The sequence below is a fragment of the Micromonospora sp. NBC_00617 genome (assembly GCF_045161355.1).
In the GTDB taxonomy this organism is placed as follows: domain Bacteria; phylum Actinomycetota; class Actinomycetes; order Mycobacteriales; family Micromonosporaceae; genus Micromonospora.
The window spans coordinates 1,062,152-1,079,321 of record NZ_CP107751.1 but is presented as its reverse complement, the minus strand read 5'-3'; the positions used below and the strand labels follow the sequence as shown (position 1 = coordinate 1,079,321).

Genomic DNA, 17,170 nt, shown 5'->3' with positions numbered 1-17,170 from the left:
GTCAGTCATGCGCACACCTGCTGCTTTGTCGGTAGGAAGTCATCCAATGTGGTGCCCAGGCTGCGGCCCGACGCCGCACGCCGGACCAAATCGGCCACTGCCAGATCCAGGCAGCCGAGTCCGAACGGGGAGAACACCGTCACGGCTTCGTCGCTTCTGACGTACCGCTCACCGGCCACCAGGACTTCGCCGAGCGAGGCGGCGATGAAGTCGCGGTGGCCGGCTTCCTGTTGGGCCAGGTCCAGCGATGTCGCGGCCCGGCACACGTGGTCCGCGTCGTCGACGATGTTCACGCTGGAGCGGATCGAGTCGGTGGTGAGGTCACGCAGGGACAGATGCAGCACCAGCGTTCCCGGGCGGCAGTGCTCGGTACCCAGGTGCGGGGCGCTCGCCGTCGTAGCCAGGCACACCAGCTTGTGGCGGGACATGGCGTCGGCCGCGTTCTCGGCCACGTCGATCTTCAACGTCGGCCAGACCGACCGCGCCTCGGCGGCGAAGGACTGCGCCCGTTCGGCGCTGAGGTCGTACAGGGTCACCGTGTCCAGCGTCGGCAGCACGGTGCGCAGATACCTCAGCACCTCGAAGTTGATCGGACCGCAGCCGACGAGCGTCACCGCGGATTCCGGGCTGGACGAGGAGAGCGTGGACGCCGCCAGGGCGGCGCTCGCGGCCGTACGCCCGGCCGAGATCGCCGACGCTTCGAGGATCGCCTCCGGCACGCCGGTGTGTACCGAGTTCAGGATCATCACGGCCGAGGCCCGGTGCATCCCCCGGTCGAGGTTGCCGGGGAAGGATGACACCCACTTCACCCCGCAGGTCGGCGTCTCATCTCCCAGATAGGCCGGCAGCGCGATGATCCGCTCGCGCTCCCCGTCGGGGAAGCGGAGGAAAACCGACTGCGGTACCCGGGTACGGCCCAACGCGTGCGACCGGTACGCCGCCTCCACTGCGGACACCACATCGCGCTCGCCCCCGTCGAGGACGGAACGGACCTCACCTGCTCCGAGAATCAACATGGTGCCACCTCCATGTCGGGCTTGGTCCACAGGTGCGACACGTCACCGAAGTACGTCATGACCCAGTCGTCGTCGTAGATGGTGTCGAGGTACCGCTCACCGCGGTCGGGAAAGACCATCGCGCAGGTGGCCCCGGGTCGGATCTGATCGCGTATCTGCTCCAGGCCCGCCACGACGGCACCCGACGAGCCACCGACGAGAATCGCCTCGCGGGCGGCCAGCCGGCGGCACGCCACAATTGCGTCGAGATCGTCGACTCGGACCACGATGTCGGCCAGATCGCTGCGGTACAGCTTCGGACGCACCGATGCGCCGTGGCCGGGAATCATCCGCCACCCCACCGCTGGGCCGAATATCGCACTGCCCAACGCGTCCACCGCCACGATGGTCACCGGCAGTTGGTGCGTCCGGATGTATTCGGCGCACCCCCGCAGGGTGCCGCAGGAACTCGTGGCACAGAACAGGTAGTCGATGTCCGGCAGGGCGCGCACGATCTCTCGTACGGTCGTATGGTGTGCCTGCGGGTTGAGCGGGTTCGAATACTGGTCCGGGCAGTACGCGTGATCGATCGTAGCGACGAGTTCACGCACCCGACGGATGCGGACGGGCAGGTACTCTCCGGTGGCCGGATCGACATCGGTGACCACCTCGACCTGCGCGCCCAGCGCCCGCATGATGGCGATGTTGTCCTTGTTGGTGCGCGGGTCTACCACACAGATGAAGCGAATTCCGTAGTACCCGCAGACCTGCGCGAGCCCGATTCCGAGATTGCCGGAACTGGACTCGATCACCACCGATCTTCCGGGTAAGAGCCGCCCGTCGTGTATGCGTTCTCGCAGCATCTCCAGCGCCGAGCGGTCCTTGATACTGCCGCCCGGATTGTGCGACTCCAACTTAGCGAACGTCCTGAACGGACTCTCGGGGTCGAGCTTCACCAGCTCGACGATCGGTGTCGCTCCGATGGTCGCCAGCACTCCTGACCCGGTGGGGGTTTGTTCGGTCATAGAGCCGCTCCTCGAATTGCATCCGCCGCGATGCGCCTACTACGAGATTCCTCCGCACCATCGAGACAGCGCAGGGAAGAACATGCAGACTCACCGGTTGACGCCGGCAGCAGTTCTGCCGGAGGTTCTTCTGTTTTCTTCGTACTGCTGCTGCCGGCCGCGCCGTTTCCACCCGAAACGATCACCACCGCACGGCCGGCAGATCCGCGCCGTAGGGCGCCGGCCAGCGCTACCGCACCGCTTGGTTCCGCGCTGACACCGGCTCGGCGAAGGACACCCAGCGCGTGGGTGATCGCCTCGTCGGTCACGCCGATCAGGTCGTCGACCCGGTGCCGAATGATCGGCCAGGGAACCGCACCGGGTCGTTGCCCGCGCAGGCCGTCGGCGATCGTCATGGACGGTGGCAGCTCGGTCGGCGCACCCTGGGCAACGGAAACCGCGTAGCGGCGTGCGGACATCGGCTCCACCCCGACGACCCGCACCCGCCGGGACAGCGCCGACGCCGCCAGGCAGACGCCGGCCAGCAGGCCGCCACCGCCGGTCGGTACGAAGATCGTCGTGACGCCCGGCACCTGTTCGAGCACCTCAAGCCCGACCGTGCCGGCCCCGGCCACCACCAGCTCGTCGTCGGAGGAAGGCACGAAGACCGCCCCGGTCGCCGCGGCGATGTCCGCGGCCCGGCGGTCGCGTTCGACCACGCCGCCGGTCACCTGGACCACGCTGGCGCCGAGTGCCCGGATCGTCCGGGCCTTGCCGTCGCTGGCCCCAGCAGCCATCACGATCGTCACCCTGATGCCCAACGCGGCACCGAGCATGGCGACGGCGATGCCGTGGTTACCGGAGGAACCCGCCACCACCTCGTCGGCGTACCGGGTAAGCATCGCGTTCGCCGCGCCCCTGATCTTGAACGAGCCGCCGCGCTGGCGGTGCTCGGCCTTGACCAGCACCCGCGAATCCAGCGGCAGCACCGGAGTGCGATCCACCAGGCCGGTGATCCGGTCGGCGGCCAGACGCACGTCCGCGAGGGTGGGCCCGACACCTGTCGTCCTCATGGCCCGTCCACGGTGACCGCCCTGCGGTCGGTCTTGCCGCTGACCGTCGTCGGTAGGCGGTCGATCCGGGCGAACCGTCGCGGGATCATGTAGTGGGGCAACGTCATCGCCAGGTGGGCGCGCAGCGCTGCGTCCGTCACCTGCGCCGACGCGGCGGCGACGTGCGCGATGAGGAAGACCCGGCCGCCGGCATCGGTACCCGCGGTGACCACCGCGCCGGTGACGGCGGGATGGGCCAGCAGCGCGCCCTCGATCTCGGCCGGGTCGATCCGGTAGCCCCGGACCTTGATCTGCCGATCGATGCGGCCGAAATACACGAGGCCACCGTCGGGCAACCGACGCGCCAGGTCACCGGTGCGGTACATGCGCGCGCCGGGCGCGCCGTGTGGGTCCGGCAGGAACCGGTCCGCGGTCAACCCCGGCCGGCCGCTGTACCCGCGCGCGACACCACATCCACCGATCCACACCTCGCCGACACCGCCGTCCGGCACGGCGTGCAGCTCGTCGTCGAGCAGATGCACGCTCACGCCGTCGATCGGTGTCCCGATCAGGTCGACCGTCGTGTCCGGGACCGGCGGCACGGCGAAGCGGGTCGAGGTCATCGTGGTCTCGGTCGGGCCGTACTGGTTGATCATCCGTCCGGGCACCCGGTCGCGGCCACCGGCGACGAGGAACGGTCGCAGCGACTCACCGCTGGACACGGTCAACCGCAGGTCGGGCAGATCGCTGCGTCGCAGCGACGTCAGGAAGGTCGGGGTGGCCGACAGAATCGTGTTCACCCCCCACCTGCGGAGGGCCGCAACGAACTCACCGGCGCGCAACAGGGTGGAGCGCGGCACCAGGACCACCTGCCCGCCGGCGACGAGCGGGGCGAACGTGTCGCGGATCGAGGCGTCGTACCCGAACGGCGCGAGTTGCAGCACCACGGTGTCCGGACCGAGTTGGTAGTCGTCGACGATGAACCGTAGGTAGTTGGTGACGCCGCGGTGCTCCAGCAGTACCGCGTTCGGCGGCCCGGACGAACCGGAGGTGTGACTGACGTAGGCCAGCGATCGGGGCGACAACGGTCGCAGGGGTGCCGGCGCGTCAGGCGCGTCGACGAACACGGTCGGGCCGTCGATGGCGAGGTCGTGCTGCACGGCCCGGGCCGGTGTGGTGACCAGGAACCGGGCCTGGGCGGTGCGGACCATCGCCGCCAGTCGCTGATCGGGCAGCTCGGTGTTGAGGGTGAGGAAGGCGCCGCCGGCCCGAAGCACGGCCGCCATCGCGATGACGGCCTCCGGGCCCCGGTCAACCATGACCGCGCAGACCTGCTCCGGTCCGACGCCCCGGGCGACCAGCGCCCGGGCCAGCCGGTCGGTCCGGGCGGCGAAGTCCTCGTAGCACAGGGCGGTGTCCGGGGTGACGATCGCCGGTGCGTCGGGCCGGGTCGTGGCGTGGGTCAGGATGTCGTCGAGAAACGTGGTCACCGCCCCGCTCCGCCGCTCGGCCGGTCGACGACGCACCACTCCAGGACCGCCCGGGCGCTGTGGTACTTGTTCTCGGCTTGGGCGAAGGCGATGCTGTCGGGACCGTCGAGTACCGCCCCGGTCACCTCCTCGCCCCGATGTGCCGGCAGGTCGTGCATGAACACCGCGCCCGGGCAGGCCGCCATCAGAGCCTCATTGACCTGGAACGGGGCGAACTCGGAACGCCAGTCGGGCGTCGGCTTCGTCGAACCCGTGGTCTGCCAGCGGGTGGTGTAGAGGACATCCACCGGTGGCAGGCCCGACAGGTCGTGCCGCTGTTCGACCCGCGCGCCGCTACGCCGGGCGGACACCGCCGCCTGGTCGAGGTACCGCTGCTCCACGCCGTACCCGGGCGGGGTACGCAGGTGCAGTTCGGCGCCGGGGTACCGGGACAGCGCGAGGGTCAGCGCCGAGGCGGTGTTGTTCCCCTCCCCCACGTACAGCACCCGTACGCCCTCGACCCGACCGAAGTGCCGGACGATCGTGGTGAGGTCGGCGAGGGCCTGAGTCGGGTGTTCGACCGCACTCATCGCGTTGATCACCGACATGCGCTTCTGGGCGGCGTACGCCCGAAGCTCGGACTCCGGCCCGACGGTGCGGGCGACCAGGACGTCGAGCATGCCGAAGAGCACCGCGCCGGTGTCCTCCACCGACTCGCCGGTGGCCAGTTGCAGGTCGTTCGGGCCGTACGTGATCAGGCCGGCGCCGAGACGCAGCGCACCGGCGGAGAACGCGGTCCGGGTACGGGTGGAGGTCTTGCGGAACAGCACGCCGACGACCGCCCCGGACAGGGGCTGGTCGGCTCCCGCGGAACCACGCGAGTACTCGGCGCCGCGCTGGACGATCCAGCGCAGTTGGTCGTCGGAGAGGTCGTCGATGGAGATCAGATGGCGTCGCTCGGTCATGCCGAGCCCCCTTCCAGGTGGCGATCGGCCGTGACCCCAGAGCCTGCGCGAGGTGCGGACCGTCGAACAGGGAGGGAGCCGCACGACGCGTCTGCGTGTTCGTCTCTATGGGCGGTACGCGTGGGCCCGGCAACATCGGGCTCAGCTATCCGGATCACCCGACCATGCCGGAGGGGTCATGACTGACGACGGTGTCTACCGCGTCGTGCGCAACGACGAGGAGCAGTACTCGATCTGGTGGGCCGACCGGGAGCTGCCGCTCGGCTGGACCGCCGAAGGGACGTCCGGGTCGAAGCAGGAGTGCCTGGACCACATCGGGAAGGTGTGGTCGGACATGCGGCCGCGAAGCCTGCGGGAGCAGATGGCCCGGGCCTGACGGCCGAAGTCCGTACCGCACCACACCTCATGCCGCCCCGCCGAACATGGCGTGCGGCGGGGCGGCAGCACAACGTCCCGTCGCCGAGGGCCGGCAGCTCAGGGTCGTGGACGCAGGCAGCTACATCGACGCGGCTCCGAAACCGTAATGGACGGGCAGCTCCAACTCCGAGGAGACATCATGATGGCCCCGACTATTGAGTCAGAGGTCCGTAGTTACTGCCGAAGCTGGCCGATCGTGTTTGACCACGGGCGTGGCAGCCGAATGTTCGCCGACGACGGCCGCGCCTACCTTGACTTCTTCGCCGGCGCGGGCGCCCTCAACTACGGCCACAACCATCCGATCCTCAAGCGAGCCCTGCTGGACTACCTGGAGCGGGACGGGGTCACCCACAGCCTCGACATGCTGACCGCCGCCAAGCAGGACTTCCTCGCCGAATTCGCATCGCAGGTACTCGCCCCCCGCAGCCTGGACTACCGCGTGCAGTTCACCGGACCCACCGGTACGAACAGCGTCGAGGCGGCACTCAAACTCGCCCGCAAAGTGACCGGACGCCACACCGTCGTCGCCTTCACCGGCGCCTTCCACGGCATGTCACTCGGCTCACTGGCCGTCACCGGAAACGCCACCTTGCGCGCAGGTGCCGGCGTCCCACTCGGAAACACCTGGCGCGTCCCGTACGACGGCTTCGCCGGTGGCCAGATCTCCGGGCTCACCCTGCTCGACACCATGCTCGCCGACAGCAGCAGCGGAATGGACCTACCGGCCGCCGTCATCGTGGAGACCGTGCAGGGCGAAGGCGGCATCAACCCGGCCCGCGCGATCTGGCTCGCCGACCTCGCCGAGCTGTGCGCCCGCCGCAAGGTGTTGCTGATCGTCGACGACATCCAGATGGGCTGCGGTCGCACCGGCCCGTTCTTCAGCTTCGAGCACGCCGGAATCACTCCCGACATCGTCTGCCTTTCCAAGTCCATCAGCGGGTACGGCCTGCCGATGTCCCTTACGCTCTTCCGCCCCGAACTCGACGTGTGGCAACCCGGCGAACACAACGGAACCTTCCGCGGCAACAACTTCGCCTTCGTCACCGCGGCGGCCGCGCTCAAGGAATTCTGGGTCGACAGCAAACTGGAGAAGCAGACAGCGGAACGGGACATCCTGCTTGAGGCGAGGCTGGCGGAACTCGCCGGTCGGCACCGGGCGCAGGCAGTGACGTCACGCGGCCGGGGCCTGGTGTGGGGTCTGGCCTTCCGGGAACCGCAGCTGGCCCGACGGGTCGCCCAGGAGGCGTTCGCCCGTGGGCTGCTGGTGGAGATGTCCGGATCCGCCGACGAGGTGGTGAAGCTGATGCCGCCCCTGACCCTGACGGATGAGGAACTGGCCGAGGGCCTCGACATCCTGAAGCAGTCGGTGACGGCAGCGGTCGACCGCTAAGTGGGTGTCGGTGACGATGAACCGTTTCCGGCCGTTGATCTTCTTGCCGGCGTCGTAGCCGCGGGAACCGCGGGACACCGTGTCGGCGCCTTTCACGCTCTGCGAGTCGATGATCCCCGCCGTCGGCTCCGGCTGACGACCGTGAGCCAGGCAGACCTGCTCGCGTAGTTCGGTCAGGATCCGCTCGGTCACACCCCGGTTGTTCAACCGCGTGAAGTGCGCGTACACCGTCTGCCACGGCGGGAAGTCGACCGGCAGGTACCGCCACGCGCAGCCGGTACGCACCACGTACAGGATCGCGTCGATGACGGCCCGGCGGGCATGCTTTTACCGCATGACCGGCCAGCCAGCCGAGCACGAGGCCCACCAACACCGCCCCGAACACCCCCCACAGCGCCGCCGTCACCTGGTCGGCCCAGGGCTGCGCGCCGATGCCGGCCAGGGCGAGGACAACGAGGGGGAACGCGAGCCCGTCGTTGCCGCCGGACGCACCGCTGATCACCTGCCGCAGCCGTTCGGGCAGCTGACGCTCGGCCGGGCCGCCGGAGACGATGCTCGAGGCCAGCACCGGGTCGGTGGGGGTCAGGCAACTGCCGAGCAGGGCGGCCAGACCCAGCGGCACGCCGAGCACCAGCCAGGACAGCCCGGCACTGAGCACCGCCATGCCGACCATGCCGGCGGAGAGAAGCAGGAGCACCGGCCGCAGCACCGCCCGGTAGCCGGCGAGGGAGAAGCGCAACGCGACGGCCATCAGGGACACCGCCAGCAGGGCGCGACTCACCTCACGAGTCAGCTCGGCGCCAGCCTGTCGGCGACGTCGACCAGGCCGAACACCGGACCCACCAGCACCCCCAGGCCCAGGGCCAGCAACGGCTCGGACAGTACGGTCCGACGGATGGCGCTCGACCAGAAGGCCAGCAGGACACCAAGACCCCCGACGAGGGCGTACGCGAGCAACAGCAAACTCATGCCCGCCCGCTACCCGCCGGGCCACCGGCCATGCCCGACTGGCGGTGCCGACGCCTCACTTGCGGCGGGCGCGGGCGGTAGCCCGGGCGTTGGCCTTCTCGATCGCCTCTACCAGCTCACCCTTGTTCATTTTCTCCGGGTCGTCGATGCCGACCTTGCGGGCCACGTCGTCCAGATGGCCCTTGCCGGCGTTCGCGTCCACCCCCTGCGCGGTGGGCCGGTCGCGGTCCCGCGAGGCCGGAGTGCCCTGCGCCGCCTGCGGGTCCGAGGGGCCCTTGTGCTCCTTGGGCTCCCAGTGATCGCCGACCTTCTCGTGGGTGTGCTTCAACGACGCGTACGCGGCCCGGTGCGCCCGCTCGCCGTCACCGTAGCTCTCCTCAGCCGACTCCAGCGTCTTCTTGTACGTGCGAACCGCCTTGTCGTCCGAGCGCGCGATGGTCGACGGTACGTCGTCGCGCATCTCCTCGGCCTGCTCGTGCTTGTCCGGCACGACGTCTCCCGTCCTCGGTCCTGTCACCTGCCCAGTTCGTCGCGGGCGGCGTCGACGCCGGCGGGCAGCACCCGACCGGCGGTCTCCGTCACCATGTCCCGCACGTCGTCGGCGAGGCGGGCCGAAGGGCCGCCGGCCGCCCGCAGCTGCGCCAGCCCGACCCTGCCCAGCAGCACGGCTGCGCCCAGGTAGCCGGCGGTGAGACCGGCGGCGGCCAGCCGGCGCGGAAGCATCGTCTCCAGCATCCGCAGCACGGTGGCCGACGCGGCTCCGGCGCCGAGCACCAGGCAGCCGCCTGCGGCTGCCAGCAGCACGATTCCCAGGCCGGCAGGGCGGGCCGCCTCGCCCACCTGCGTACGCACGGCCCGGACCTCCTCGCGGACCACGTCTGCCACGTCCTCGGCCAACCGCCCGGTCGCGCTGGTACGCCGCCCGTCCGATCCTGTGGTCCCCTCGCTCATCGCACCTCCCGACTGCGCCGCCGCGTGCCTCCGGCGTACCCGGGTAGGACGGCCGCACACCGCTAGCCTTCCTCGTTGTCCAGGTCGACCCGGTGCGCCGTTGCCGGGCCACGGATGCCGGTAAGCTGTCACAGGGTGATCGATGACCCCCGCCGGCGCGGCCGTGACGACGACGCCCGCCTCAACGGTCTCGCCCATCAGCTGGACAAGCCGATGGGCATCCTGGGGCCGCTCTTCCTGCTATTCGTCCTCGCGCAGGCGTTCCTTCACGACGAGCCGCTCAGCACCGTGCTCACCATCACGAGCTGGATCCTGTGGGCGGTCTTCGTCGCCGACTTCACGCTCCGTGCCTGGCTCGCCCGTCACCACGCCAGGGAGTTCTGGAAGCACAACTGGTGGCAACTGATCTTTTTGGCGGTGCCGTTCCTGCGCTTCCTGCGCGGCGAGCGCTCTGCGGGCGGCCCGGGGCGGTGGCGTGGTTGCCGCCACCATTCGCGGGTCGCGTTCCGCCGGGCGGCTGCTCACCGACCGGCTGGCCTGGCTCGCGGCGGTGACCTTGGCCGTCATCCTCGCGGCCGGGCAACTGCTCACGCTGACCGGCTCCTATCGCAGCTTCCCCCAGGCCCTGCACGACGCGGCACTCACCACCATCACCGGGGAACCGCTGGGCGCGGGTGACACGTTCGCGCAGATCCTGGAGCTGGTGCTGGCCGCGTACTCGGTGGCGGTGTTCGGCACGCTCGCCGGCGCCCTCGGCGCGTTCTTCCTCAGCCGGGGGCGGGCGGAGGACGAACCGGTCGACCGGACGAGTGACCGCGCCCGACAGGGGCACCCGTTTGACCCCGACCGGGATGGGAACGCGACGCGCGGCGACGGCGCGGAACAGCCGTGCCGCGTAACACGGGGAGGCCGACATGGATGACCGCGAACGCCTGCACGAACTCCGTCAGCAGGCTCACGACGCCGGCATCGAGGGCAACTCCAAGATGACCGAGCAGCAGTTGCGCGACGCGCTGCGCATGGTGGGCAAGGGCGAGCAGCCGCAGATGGCCAAGCACAACGCCAAGCGGTAACGCCGGCGGCTGGCGGCAACGGCCGTCCCGCCGGTGCCGCCAGCGCCTGGCCAGCCGATGTCGAGGCTCAGAATTTTGGTCAGGGCCGCAGCAGGACCGTGGCCCTGGCCTGGTCGCGTCGGGCGAAACGCTCGTACGCCCGGGGTGCCTGGATCAGGGGCAGCGAGGCGGTCCCGTGGAACGACGACCCAGCCCCCGTACTTACACTCGGCGAGTCGACGAGGCGGCGGACCGCGTCAGGAGCCGAAAACAGCGGGGCCGCGGCCCACCCGTGGTGACCGTTCAATACACCCAGACCCCGGGTCTTCTTCGGCAGCACGTCGTGGGCCCACAGCCAGTCCATGGCTGGCAGCGTCACGCGGACGCACCCGTGCGAACGCCGTGCACGGCGGGACGCTGGTGTAGCCGGGGATCGCGATCCCCTGCTCATGGAAGTATTTCGGCCGGTACAGGCGGCCGAGCGGGCCGTCGCGCTCGCCGACTTGCGCACGGTGGCGCTGCCCGAGCACCTGCCCGACGTCCTGCGGCGCCTACATGGATGAGCACGGCCGGTGCCACCTGCGGGGTCGTCCTGCAAGCCACGAGGAACGGCGGTCTTCTCTGCGGCCGTGCCGCAGAGAACGGAGAACGCCCTCTCAGGCTGGCGACCAGGGCACGGTCGGCTGCAGCACGGCCTCCTGCAGCGCCACCGTGCGCAATCGGGTGACCTGCTGGTACGCCGGGTCGGCGACCATCGCGCAGAACGCCTGCCGACTGGGGTACTTGACCAACAGGACGGCGTCCCATGCCTGCCCGTCGTCGGCCACCAACGCACGACCGCCCGCGCCGGCGTAGATGACCTCGCCGCCGTAGCGGGCAGGAACGTCTGGTCGTAGGCGACTGGGCCCGTGAATGGGAGGGGCACGCCTGTGACAAGGCCACTGGCGCCTACGCCGTGCACGGTACCGCTGGTCGAGGTAGGCGTCACCGAGATCACCGATCGCCACGGCCGCCGCCTGCAGGACCTCGTCGGCCGGGCGACTAGTGTCCTGCGCCGGGTATTCGTTGAATAATTGTAGGGTCGGTGGGTGGCGCGTAGAGGTCGGCCGGTGGCCGAGGTGACGTTGACAGATGAGGAACGCGCGACGTTGGTGCGTTGGTCGCGGCGGGCCAAGTCGTCGCAGGCTTTGGCGCAGCGGTGTCGGATCGTGCTGGGCTGCGCGCAAGGCAAGTCCAACCAGGACGTCGCTGTGGAGTTGGGGATCTGGCCGCAGACGGTGGGCAAGTGGCGCAACCGGTTCGTCGCGCGCCGGTTGGCAGGTCTGGTCGACGAGCCGCGGCCGGGCGCACCGCGCAGGATCGGTGATGAGCAGGTCGAGCAGGTCGTGGTCGCCACCTTGGAACGCACGCCGAGCGATGCCACGCACTGGTCGCGGGCGTCGATGGCGGCCGAGTCCGGGTTGTCCCGCTCGACGGTGGGCCGGATCTGGAAGGCCTTCGGTCTTCAGCCCCACTGGGTGGAGACGTTCAAGCGAGCCTCGATCGCCTCGGGCAGGCCGGTGAGCCCGTCGCAGCAGGCGATGAGCACGTCGCGCACGCCCCGGTTACGCAGTTCGGTGCAGACCTGCATCCAGAACTTCGCGCCCTCGCTCTGCGCCACCCAGATACCCAGGACGTGCTTGACCCCATCGGCGCCGACACCAACGACGAGGTAGCAGGCCTTGTTGCGCACCGTGCCGCCGTCGCGGACCTTCACCATCAGGCAGTCGACGTAGACGATCGGGTAAACCTCGTCCAAGGGCCGCTGCTGCCAGGTCTTGACCTCGTCGAGGACCTCGTCGGTGATGGTGGAGATGGTGTCCGGGCCGACCTCGGTGCCGTAGACGCGGTGCAGGTGATGCGCGATGTCCCGCACGGTCATCCCACCGGCATACAAACTGATGACCACATCCGACAGGCCACCGAGGCGGCGGGCGTTCTTCGGTAGCAGCATCGGAGTGAACGTGCCCGCCCGATCCCGGGGCACCTTCACCTCGACCGGCCCGATCTCGGTCTGCACCGTCTTCGCGGTGCTCCCGTTGCGCGAGTTGCCCGACCCCTTGCCCGCCGGATCATGCTTGGCATAGCCCAGATGTTCCCGCAGTTCGGCCTGCAGCCCCCGCTCCAGGACCACCTTCACCAGCTCCGACAGGAACCCGCCCGGCCCGGTCAACCGCAGCCCATCGCCCTTGACCTGCGCCAAGACCGCGTCCAACGCCTGCTCGTCGACCAGCTCAGCCACCGCCCGACGAGCCGCCGCGCCCGCAGCGGCCTCGTCCAAGCCCGGCCCGGCCAACGGCAGCCGCGGCCCGTCGGCAGCGATCCGATCGACCAACTCCGCGAACTCACCAGCATCATCGCGCTCAGCCCGCACGCCCGGGCCCACCATCGGGTAACTCATCCACTCGGTCCTATCTGTGCTAGCCGGACTCCACCGGCCTTAACGGAAATTCGACATATTCCGTTACACAGATCTCCCTACAGGCCCCCGGCGCCGTGCAGCGGGTGTGGGACGCCCGAGGCATCAAGCCGCACCTGGTCGAGACGTTCAAGCTGTCCAACGACAAGCGGTTCGAGGAAAAGCTCGTCGACGTCGTCGGGCTGTATCTGAACCCGCCGGACAAGGCGGTGGTCTTGTGCATGGACGAGAAGTCCCAGATTCAGGCACTGGACCGCACGCAGCCGAGCCTGCCGCTCAAGCCCGGCCGGGCCGGCACGATGACCCACGACTACAAGCGCCACGGCACCACCACCCTGTTCGCGGCCCTGGACGTGCTGACCGGCAAGGTGATCGGCAAGTGCTTCACCCGCCACCGCCACGACGAGTTCCTGCGCTTCCTACGCACCATCGACACCACGGTGCCCCGCAAACTGCAGATCCACATGATCGTCGACAACTACGGCACCCACACCCACCCCAACGTCAAGGCATGGCTGGCCAAACATCCCCGCTTCCACCTGCACTTCACCCCGACCAGCTCGTCCTGGCTCAACCTGGTGGAGCGCTGGTTCGCCGGCCTGACCGACAAGATGATCCGCCGCGGCGTGTTCCGCAGCGTCGACGACCTCGTCACCGCGATCGAGGAGTACCTGCGCGTACACAACGACGACCCAAAGCCGTTCGTGTGGACCGCCACAGCCGAATCGATCCTGGTCAAGGTCCGACGTGGACGAGTCGCCCTCCAACAAGCGGCTAGTCAAAACTGAGACAGAACACTAGTACGCAGCTAGTGCTCCGGTAGGCAGTCCAACCGGACGCAGCAGGCCCCGGGACGCGGCGCGAGCCGGGGCAGCAGGTCGGTACGTCCCGCACCGTCGATCATGCCGGCGAGGATCGCGTGGTTGAGCCCGCACACCAGGGCGGTCTGCCGGGTGGCGAGGGCGTGGAACGGGCAGTTACGCAGCAGCACATGGTCGCTGAGCGTCTCGGGTTCGAAGCCGAGCCCGGCGAGCACGGGGATGAGGTCCTCGCTGGCGTCGCGTACCCGCGCGCCGATATCCCGGCCGCGTTGCCGGGCATACCGCCGTGCCGCCTCGGAGGCGTCGTGCGGGTCGTCGGCAACCGCGTCGGCGAGGATCTCGGCGATGAGCTCGTAGCGCCGCTCGGGAACGGTGATCGCCACGCCGTCGCCGGCCGCCTCGTAGACCTTCGGCGTCCGGCCGCGCCCCCGGGGCTGGTCGGCCGGCGTCTGGTAGTGGGACCGCAGCAGGCCGGACTCGACGAGCTTGTCGAGGTGGAACGCGGTGAGGTTGCGGGACATGCCGTGCGCCTCGGCCGCCTCCTCGCGGGTGACCGGGTGATCGGCCCGGCACACGTAGTCGTACAGCGCCCGTCGGGACCGGTCGACGAGCGCGGCCATCGCGCTCCAGCGCTCCCCCGTGCTCATGCCGAAAGGTTATCACCAACGATGGCTATTGAAATTCTCAACGTGGTGCGGCAGCATGATCGATATCACCAATGAGCGTTGGTGAAAATCACCTGGGGGTTCCCGTGCGACCCATGGATCAGGCCAAGCACCCGGTGACCAACCTGGCCGGCCGCTACGGCCACCCACTTCATCCCGCGCTGGTGGCGGTGCCGATCGGCGCCTGGGTGGCCAGCTTCGCCTTCGACCTCGCCTCCCGGTTCGGGTCCGGGCCGCAGGGCCTGACCGACGGCGCACGGTGGCTCATCGGCCTCGGCGTCATCGGCGCGCTCGCCGCCGCGCTCGCCGGCTTCCTGGACCTGTTCGCCATCCCCACCGGCACCCGCGTCTTCCGCACCGCGCTCGCGCACATGGCGATCAACCTCGCGGTCACCGGCGCGTACGCGGTCAACTTCGCCCTCCGGGGTGCCGGCCCGCCGGGTCCGGTGGCCGCGGGACCGCTGGCGCTCTCGGCGATCAGCCTCGCCGGGCTGGCCGTCGCCGGTTACCTCGGCGGCGAACTGGCCTACCGGTACGGCGTACGCGTCGCCGACGAGACCACCCAGGCGCGGGGCTACCACCGCGCAGACAAGGAGAACTCCTGATGGCCATCGCCGCACTCGTCACCTGGCTGATCACCGCCGTCGGTGGCTTCGTCATGCTCGGCACCTGGATCAGCCACGGCGGCCACCGGCCGGGAAGCGGCAGTCGACTCGCGCCGGGCCTGGTGTTCGGCCACTTCGCCCTGGCCGTGATCGGGCTGGTGCTGTGGATCGCCTACCTGGCCGTCGACAACGACGTGCTCGCGTGGGTCGCGTTCGGGGCACTCCTGCCGGTGGCGCTGCTCGGATTCACGATGCTGGCCCGCTGGATCCCCGCCCGCCGGTCCGGGACCGCCGAGTCCCGGTTCCCCGTACCGGTGGTGATCGGCCACGGTCTGTTCGCCGTCGCCACGCTCGTGCTGGCCGCGCTCGCGGCCCTCGGTGTGGGAGGTCGCTGAGGTGAGTGTCACCGCCCTGCGGGTGCAGCACCAGCGTCCCCGCCGCGACCCGGCCGCCGCCGAACGGGCGGCGGCGGAGTTCCTGGCCGCGCTCGGCGTCGACCTGTCCGCCGACGGGCTCGCCGACACCCCGGGCCGGATGGCCCGCGCCTACGCCGAACTGCTCACCCCGCGCGAGTTCCAGCTGACCACCTTCGACAACGACGAAGGCTACGACGAGCTGGTGCTGGCCCGGGCCATCCCGATCAGGTCGGTCTGCGAACACCACCTGCTGCCGTTCGTCGGCGTCGCGCACGTCGGCTACCTACCCGGCGAACGCATCCTGGGCCTGTCCAAACTGGCCCGGGTGGTCGAACTGTTCGCCCACGGCCCACAGGTCCAGGAACGCCTGACCAAACAGATCGCCGACTGGCTGACCAGCCAACTGCGCCCGCGCGGGGTCGGCGTGGTCATCGAAGCCGAACACCTGTGCATGACGCTGCGCGGCGTCCAGGCCGTGGGCAGCAGCACCATCACCTCCACCCTGCTCGGCACCCTGCGCGACGACCACCGCTCGCGCGCCGAGTTCTTCACCCTGACCGGGATCGGCACCCGCTGATCGACGCACCTCGAAAGGAGCTGGACCGATGTCGAAGACCGGCACGTTCGTGATCGTGGGAGCCGGGCTCGCCGGCGCGCGGGCCGCGCAGACGCTGCGGGAGGAGGGCTTCGACGGCGGGATCGTCGTGCTCGGCGACGAGCCAGAGCGACCGTACGAGCGGCCGCCACTGTCCAAGGGCCTGCTGACCGGCGGCGCCGAACCCGACAGCGTGTTCGTGCACGACGCCGGGTGGTACGCCGCGCACGACGTCGACCTGCGCACAGCCGCCGTCGCCGTCGCCGTCGACCGCGCCGCCCGGGAGGTCCGGCTCGCCGACGGACAGCACCTCGGCTACGACAAGCTGCTGCTGGCCACCGGCGCCACGCCCCGCGACCTCGCGGCGCCCGGCACCGACCTGGACGGGGTGCTGCGGCTGCGTACCCTCGCCGACAGCCGTCGAATCGCCGCGGCGCTGGTCGACGGCGCGCACATCGTGATCGTCGGAGCGGGGTGGATCGGCCTGGAGGTCGCCGCCGCAGCCCGGCAGCGCGGCGCCACCGTCGACATCGTCGAAACGGCCGCGCTGCCGTTGCGCCGGGTGCTCGGCGACGAGATCGCCCGGGTGTTCGCCAACCTGCACCGGGACCACGGCGTCACCTTCCACTTCGGCGCGGAGGTCCGCGAGATCCGCGGCAGCGATCAGGTCTCCTCGGTCCTGCTGGCCGACGGCACCGAGGTGCCCGCCGACGCCGTGGTGGTCGCCGTGGGCGTGCGGCCGAACACCGAACTGGCGACAGCGGCGGGCCTCACCGTCGAGAACGGAATCGTCGCCGACGCGTCCCTGCGCACCGCCGACCCGGAGATCTACGCCGCCGGTGACGTCGCCAACGCCTACCACCCCGTGCTGCGCCGGCGCCTGCGCGTCGAGCACTGGGCCAACGCACTCCACGGCGGTGCCGCGGCGGCCCGCGCCATGCTGGGACAGCCCGTCAGCTACGACGACCTGCCCTACTTCTACACCGACCAGTACGACCTGGGAATGGAGTACGTCGGACACGCCCCGCCCGAGGCGTTCGACCGGGTCGTCGTCCGGGGCGACGCCGCCAAGCGCGAGTTCATCGCCTTCTGGACCGCCGGCGGGCGGGTGCTCGCCGGCATGAACGTCAACGTGTGGGACGTCGTCCCGTCGATCCGGCGGCTCGTCGCGGCAGCCCAACCGGTCGACCTCGACCGACTGGCCGACCCCGCCGTGCCGCTCGACGAGCTGCAGCCGCCGCCGGTGTCGGCACCCGGGACTCAGATCGGGTAGCCGACGTCATTGCGGAGCCGGCCGGCACCCACCGGAGTCGGCCGGTCCCGACGTGACCGCCCACCTCGGACGG

The 17,170-nt window shown here is 70.1% G+C and carries 19 protein-coding genes and 5 pseudogenes; 10 read left to right on the top strand and 14 right to left on the bottom strand.

The features are described 5' to 3' along the window. Positions 1 to 5: 5 nt before the first annotated feature. The 5 genes from sbnB to OG505_RS04865 are packed head-to-tail and all read right to left on the bottom strand — an operon-like array spanning position 6 to position 5,485. Positions 6 to 1,016 carry a 2,3-diaminopropionate biosynthesis protein SbnB gene (sbnB, locus tag OG505_RS04885; protein ID WP_405431289.1) on the bottom strand — a complete coding sequence of 337 codons (1,011 nt, stop codon included), beginning with the start codon at positions 1,014 to 1,016 and terminating at the stop codon, positions 6 to 8. Next, the gene (sbnA, locus tag OG505_RS04880) at positions 1,010 to 2,020 is read right to left on the bottom strand and encodes a 2,3-diaminopropionate biosynthesis protein SbnA (protein ID WP_405431288.1); all 1,011 of its coding nucleotides are present in this window, start codon (positions 2,018 to 2,020) and stop codon (positions 1,010 to 1,012) included. The genes sbnB and sbnA overlap by 7 nt, the downstream gene beginning before the upstream one ends. Further along, positions 2,017 to 3,072 carry a threonine/serine dehydratase gene (locus OG505_RS04875; protein WP_405431286.1) on the bottom strand — a complete coding sequence of 352 codons (1,056 nt, stop codon included), beginning with the start codon at positions 3,070 to 3,072 and terminating at the stop codon, positions 2,017 to 2,019. The genes sbnA and OG505_RS04875 overlap by 4 nt, the downstream gene beginning before the upstream one ends. Continuing rightward, a complete protein-coding gene (locus tag OG505_RS04870) occupies positions 3,069 to 4,541 on the bottom strand; it encodes an amino acid adenylation domain-containing protein (protein WP_405431284.1) in 1,473 nt (490 codons plus the stop codon). The genes OG505_RS04875 and OG505_RS04870 overlap by 4 nt, the downstream gene beginning before the upstream one ends. Beyond that, positions 4,538 to 5,485, bottom strand: a complete 948-nt coding sequence (locus OG505_RS04865; RefSeq protein WP_405431283.1) for an ornithine carbamoyltransferase — start codon at positions 5,483 to 5,485, stop codon at positions 4,538 to 4,540. The genes OG505_RS04870 and OG505_RS04865 overlap by 4 nt, the downstream gene beginning before the upstream one ends. A 178-nt stretch (positions 5,486 to 5,663) precedes the next feature. On the opposite strand from OG505_RS04865, the gene OG505_RS04860 reads away from it, so the two are divergent. Both OG505_RS04860 and ectB read left to right on the top strand, forming a co-directional pair. Further along, a complete protein-coding gene (locus OG505_RS04860; RefSeq protein ID WP_093402962.1) occupies positions 5,664 to 5,861 on the top strand; it encodes an MbtH family protein in 198 nt (65 codons plus the stop codon). Between the two features lie 183 nt (positions 5,862 to 6,044). Next, positions 6,045 to 7,292: a diaminobutyrate--2-oxoglutarate transaminase gene (gene ectB, locus OG505_RS04855; RefSeq protein ID WP_405434390.1), complete on the top strand. Its 1,248-nt coding sequence runs from the start codon at positions 6,045 to 6,047 to the stop codon at positions 7,290 to 7,292. Here ectB and OG505_RS04850 read toward each other — a convergent pair. The 5 genes and pseudogenes from OG505_RS04850 to OG505_RS04830 all read right to left on the bottom strand — a co-directional run. Further along, a pseudogene (locus tag OG505_RS04850) lies at positions 7,290 to 7,598 on the bottom strand (transposase); the annotation flags it as partial. The gene ectB and the pseudogene OG505_RS04850 overlap by 3 nt on opposite strands. A 91-nt stretch (positions 7,599 to 7,689) precedes the next feature. Beyond that, a pseudogene (locus tag OG505_RS04845) lies at positions 7,690 to 8,043 on the bottom strand (cation:proton antiporter); the annotation flags it as partial. Between the two features lie 38 nt (positions 8,044 to 8,081). Next, positions 8,082 to 8,261: a hypothetical protein gene (locus OG505_RS04840; protein WP_405431282.1), complete on the bottom strand. Its 180-nt coding sequence runs from the start codon at positions 8,259 to 8,261 to the stop codon at positions 8,082 to 8,084. A gap of 55 nt (positions 8,262 to 8,316) precedes the next feature. After that, a complete protein-coding gene (locus OG505_RS04835) occupies positions 8,317 to 8,721 on the bottom strand; it encodes a ChaB family protein (RefSeq protein WP_405434388.1) in 405 nt (134 codons plus the stop codon). 53 nt (positions 8,722 to 8,774) lie between these two features. Beyond that, entirely contained in the window at positions 8,775 to 9,212 is a 438-nt protein-coding gene (locus OG505_RS04830) for a phage holin family protein (protein ID WP_405431281.1), read from the bottom strand. Positions 9,213 to 9,687: 475 nt separating this feature from the next. On the opposite strand from OG505_RS04830, the gene OG505_RS04825 reads away from it, so the two are divergent. Together OG505_RS04825 and OG505_RS04820 are read left to right on the top strand one after the other, a co-directional pair. Further along, complete coding sequence (locus tag OG505_RS04825) at positions 9,688 to 10,134, top strand: hypothetical protein (protein WP_405431280.1); 447 nt, start codon at positions 9,688 to 9,690, stop codon at positions 10,132 to 10,134. Further along, on the top strand, positions 10,127 to 10,285 hold the full coding sequence (locus OG505_RS04820; RefSeq protein ID WP_405431278.1) for a hypothetical protein: 159 nt from the start codon (positions 10,127 to 10,129) through the stop codon (positions 10,283 to 10,285). Before OG505_RS04825 ends, OG505_RS04820 begins: the two co-directional genes overlap by 8 nt. A 79-nt stretch (positions 10,286 to 10,364) precedes the next feature. Here the strand turns inward: OG505_RS04820 and OG505_RS04815 are convergent, their stop codons facing one another. Beyond that, positions 10,365 to 10,643 (bottom strand): hypothetical protein, encoded by a 279-nt coding sequence (locus OG505_RS04815; protein WP_405431276.1) that lies wholly within the window; start codon positions 10,641 to 10,643, stop codon positions 10,365 to 10,367. 277 nt (positions 10,644 to 10,920) lie between these two features. Next, the gene (locus OG505_RS04810; RefSeq protein WP_405431275.1) at positions 10,921 to 11,091 is read right to left on the bottom strand and encodes a hypothetical protein; all 171 of its coding nucleotides are present in this window, start codon (positions 11,089 to 11,091) and stop codon (positions 10,921 to 10,923) included. A 261-nt stretch (positions 11,092 to 11,352) separates the two neighbouring features. On the opposite strand from OG505_RS04810, the pseudogene OG505_RS04805 reads away from it, so the two are divergent. After that, positions 11,353 to 11,742 (top strand): annotated as a pseudogene (locus OG505_RS04805) (helix-turn-helix domain-containing protein); the annotation flags it as partial. A gap of 38 nt (positions 11,743 to 11,780) precedes the next feature. Here OG505_RS04805 and OG505_RS04800 read toward each other — a convergent pair. Then, a pseudogene (locus OG505_RS04800) lies at positions 11,781 to 12,545 on the bottom strand (IS256 family transposase); the annotation flags it as partial. A 254-nt stretch (positions 12,546 to 12,799) separates the two neighbouring features. On the opposite strand from OG505_RS04800, the pseudogene OG505_RS04795 reads away from it, so the two are divergent. Beyond that, positions 12,800 to 13,510 (top strand): annotated as a pseudogene (locus OG505_RS04795) (IS630 family transposase); the annotation flags it as partial. A gap of 20 nt (positions 13,511 to 13,530) precedes the next feature. Here the strand turns inward: OG505_RS04795 and OG505_RS04790 are convergent. Beyond that, on the bottom strand, positions 13,531 to 14,190 hold the full coding sequence (locus OG505_RS04790) for a helix-turn-helix transcriptional regulator (protein WP_405431273.1): 660 nt from the start codon (positions 14,188 to 14,190) through the stop codon (positions 13,531 to 13,533). A gap of 113 nt (positions 14,191 to 14,303) precedes the next feature. Between OG505_RS04790 and OG505_RS04785 the strand changes: the two genes are divergently transcribed. The 4 genes from OG505_RS04785 to OG505_RS04770 are packed head-to-tail and all read left to right on the top strand — an operon-like array spanning position 14,304 to position 17,097. Further along, positions 14,304 to 14,813 (top strand): DUF2231 domain-containing protein, encoded by a 510-nt coding sequence (locus OG505_RS04785; RefSeq protein ID WP_405431271.1) that lies wholly within the window; start codon positions 14,304 to 14,306, stop codon positions 14,811 to 14,813. Continuing rightward, a complete protein-coding gene (locus OG505_RS04780) occupies positions 14,813 to 15,208 on the top strand; it encodes a hypothetical protein (protein ID WP_405431270.1) in 396 nt (131 codons plus the stop codon). The genes OG505_RS04785 and OG505_RS04780 overlap by 1 nt, the downstream gene beginning before the upstream one ends. A gap of 1 nt (position 15,209) precedes the next feature. Beyond that, the gene (gene folE / locus OG505_RS04775; RefSeq protein ID WP_405431268.1) at positions 15,210 to 15,806 is read left to right on the top strand and encodes a GTP cyclohydrolase I FolE; all 597 of its coding nucleotides are present in this window, start codon (positions 15,210 to 15,212) and stop codon (positions 15,804 to 15,806) included. Positions 15,807 to 15,834: 28 nt separating this feature from the next. Beyond that, positions 15,835 to 17,097: an NAD(P)/FAD-dependent oxidoreductase gene (locus tag OG505_RS04770; RefSeq protein WP_405431267.1), complete on the top strand. Its 1,263-nt coding sequence runs from the start codon at positions 15,835 to 15,837 to the stop codon at positions 17,095 to 17,097. The last annotated feature ends 73 nt before the right edge of the window (positions 17,098 to 17,170 follow it).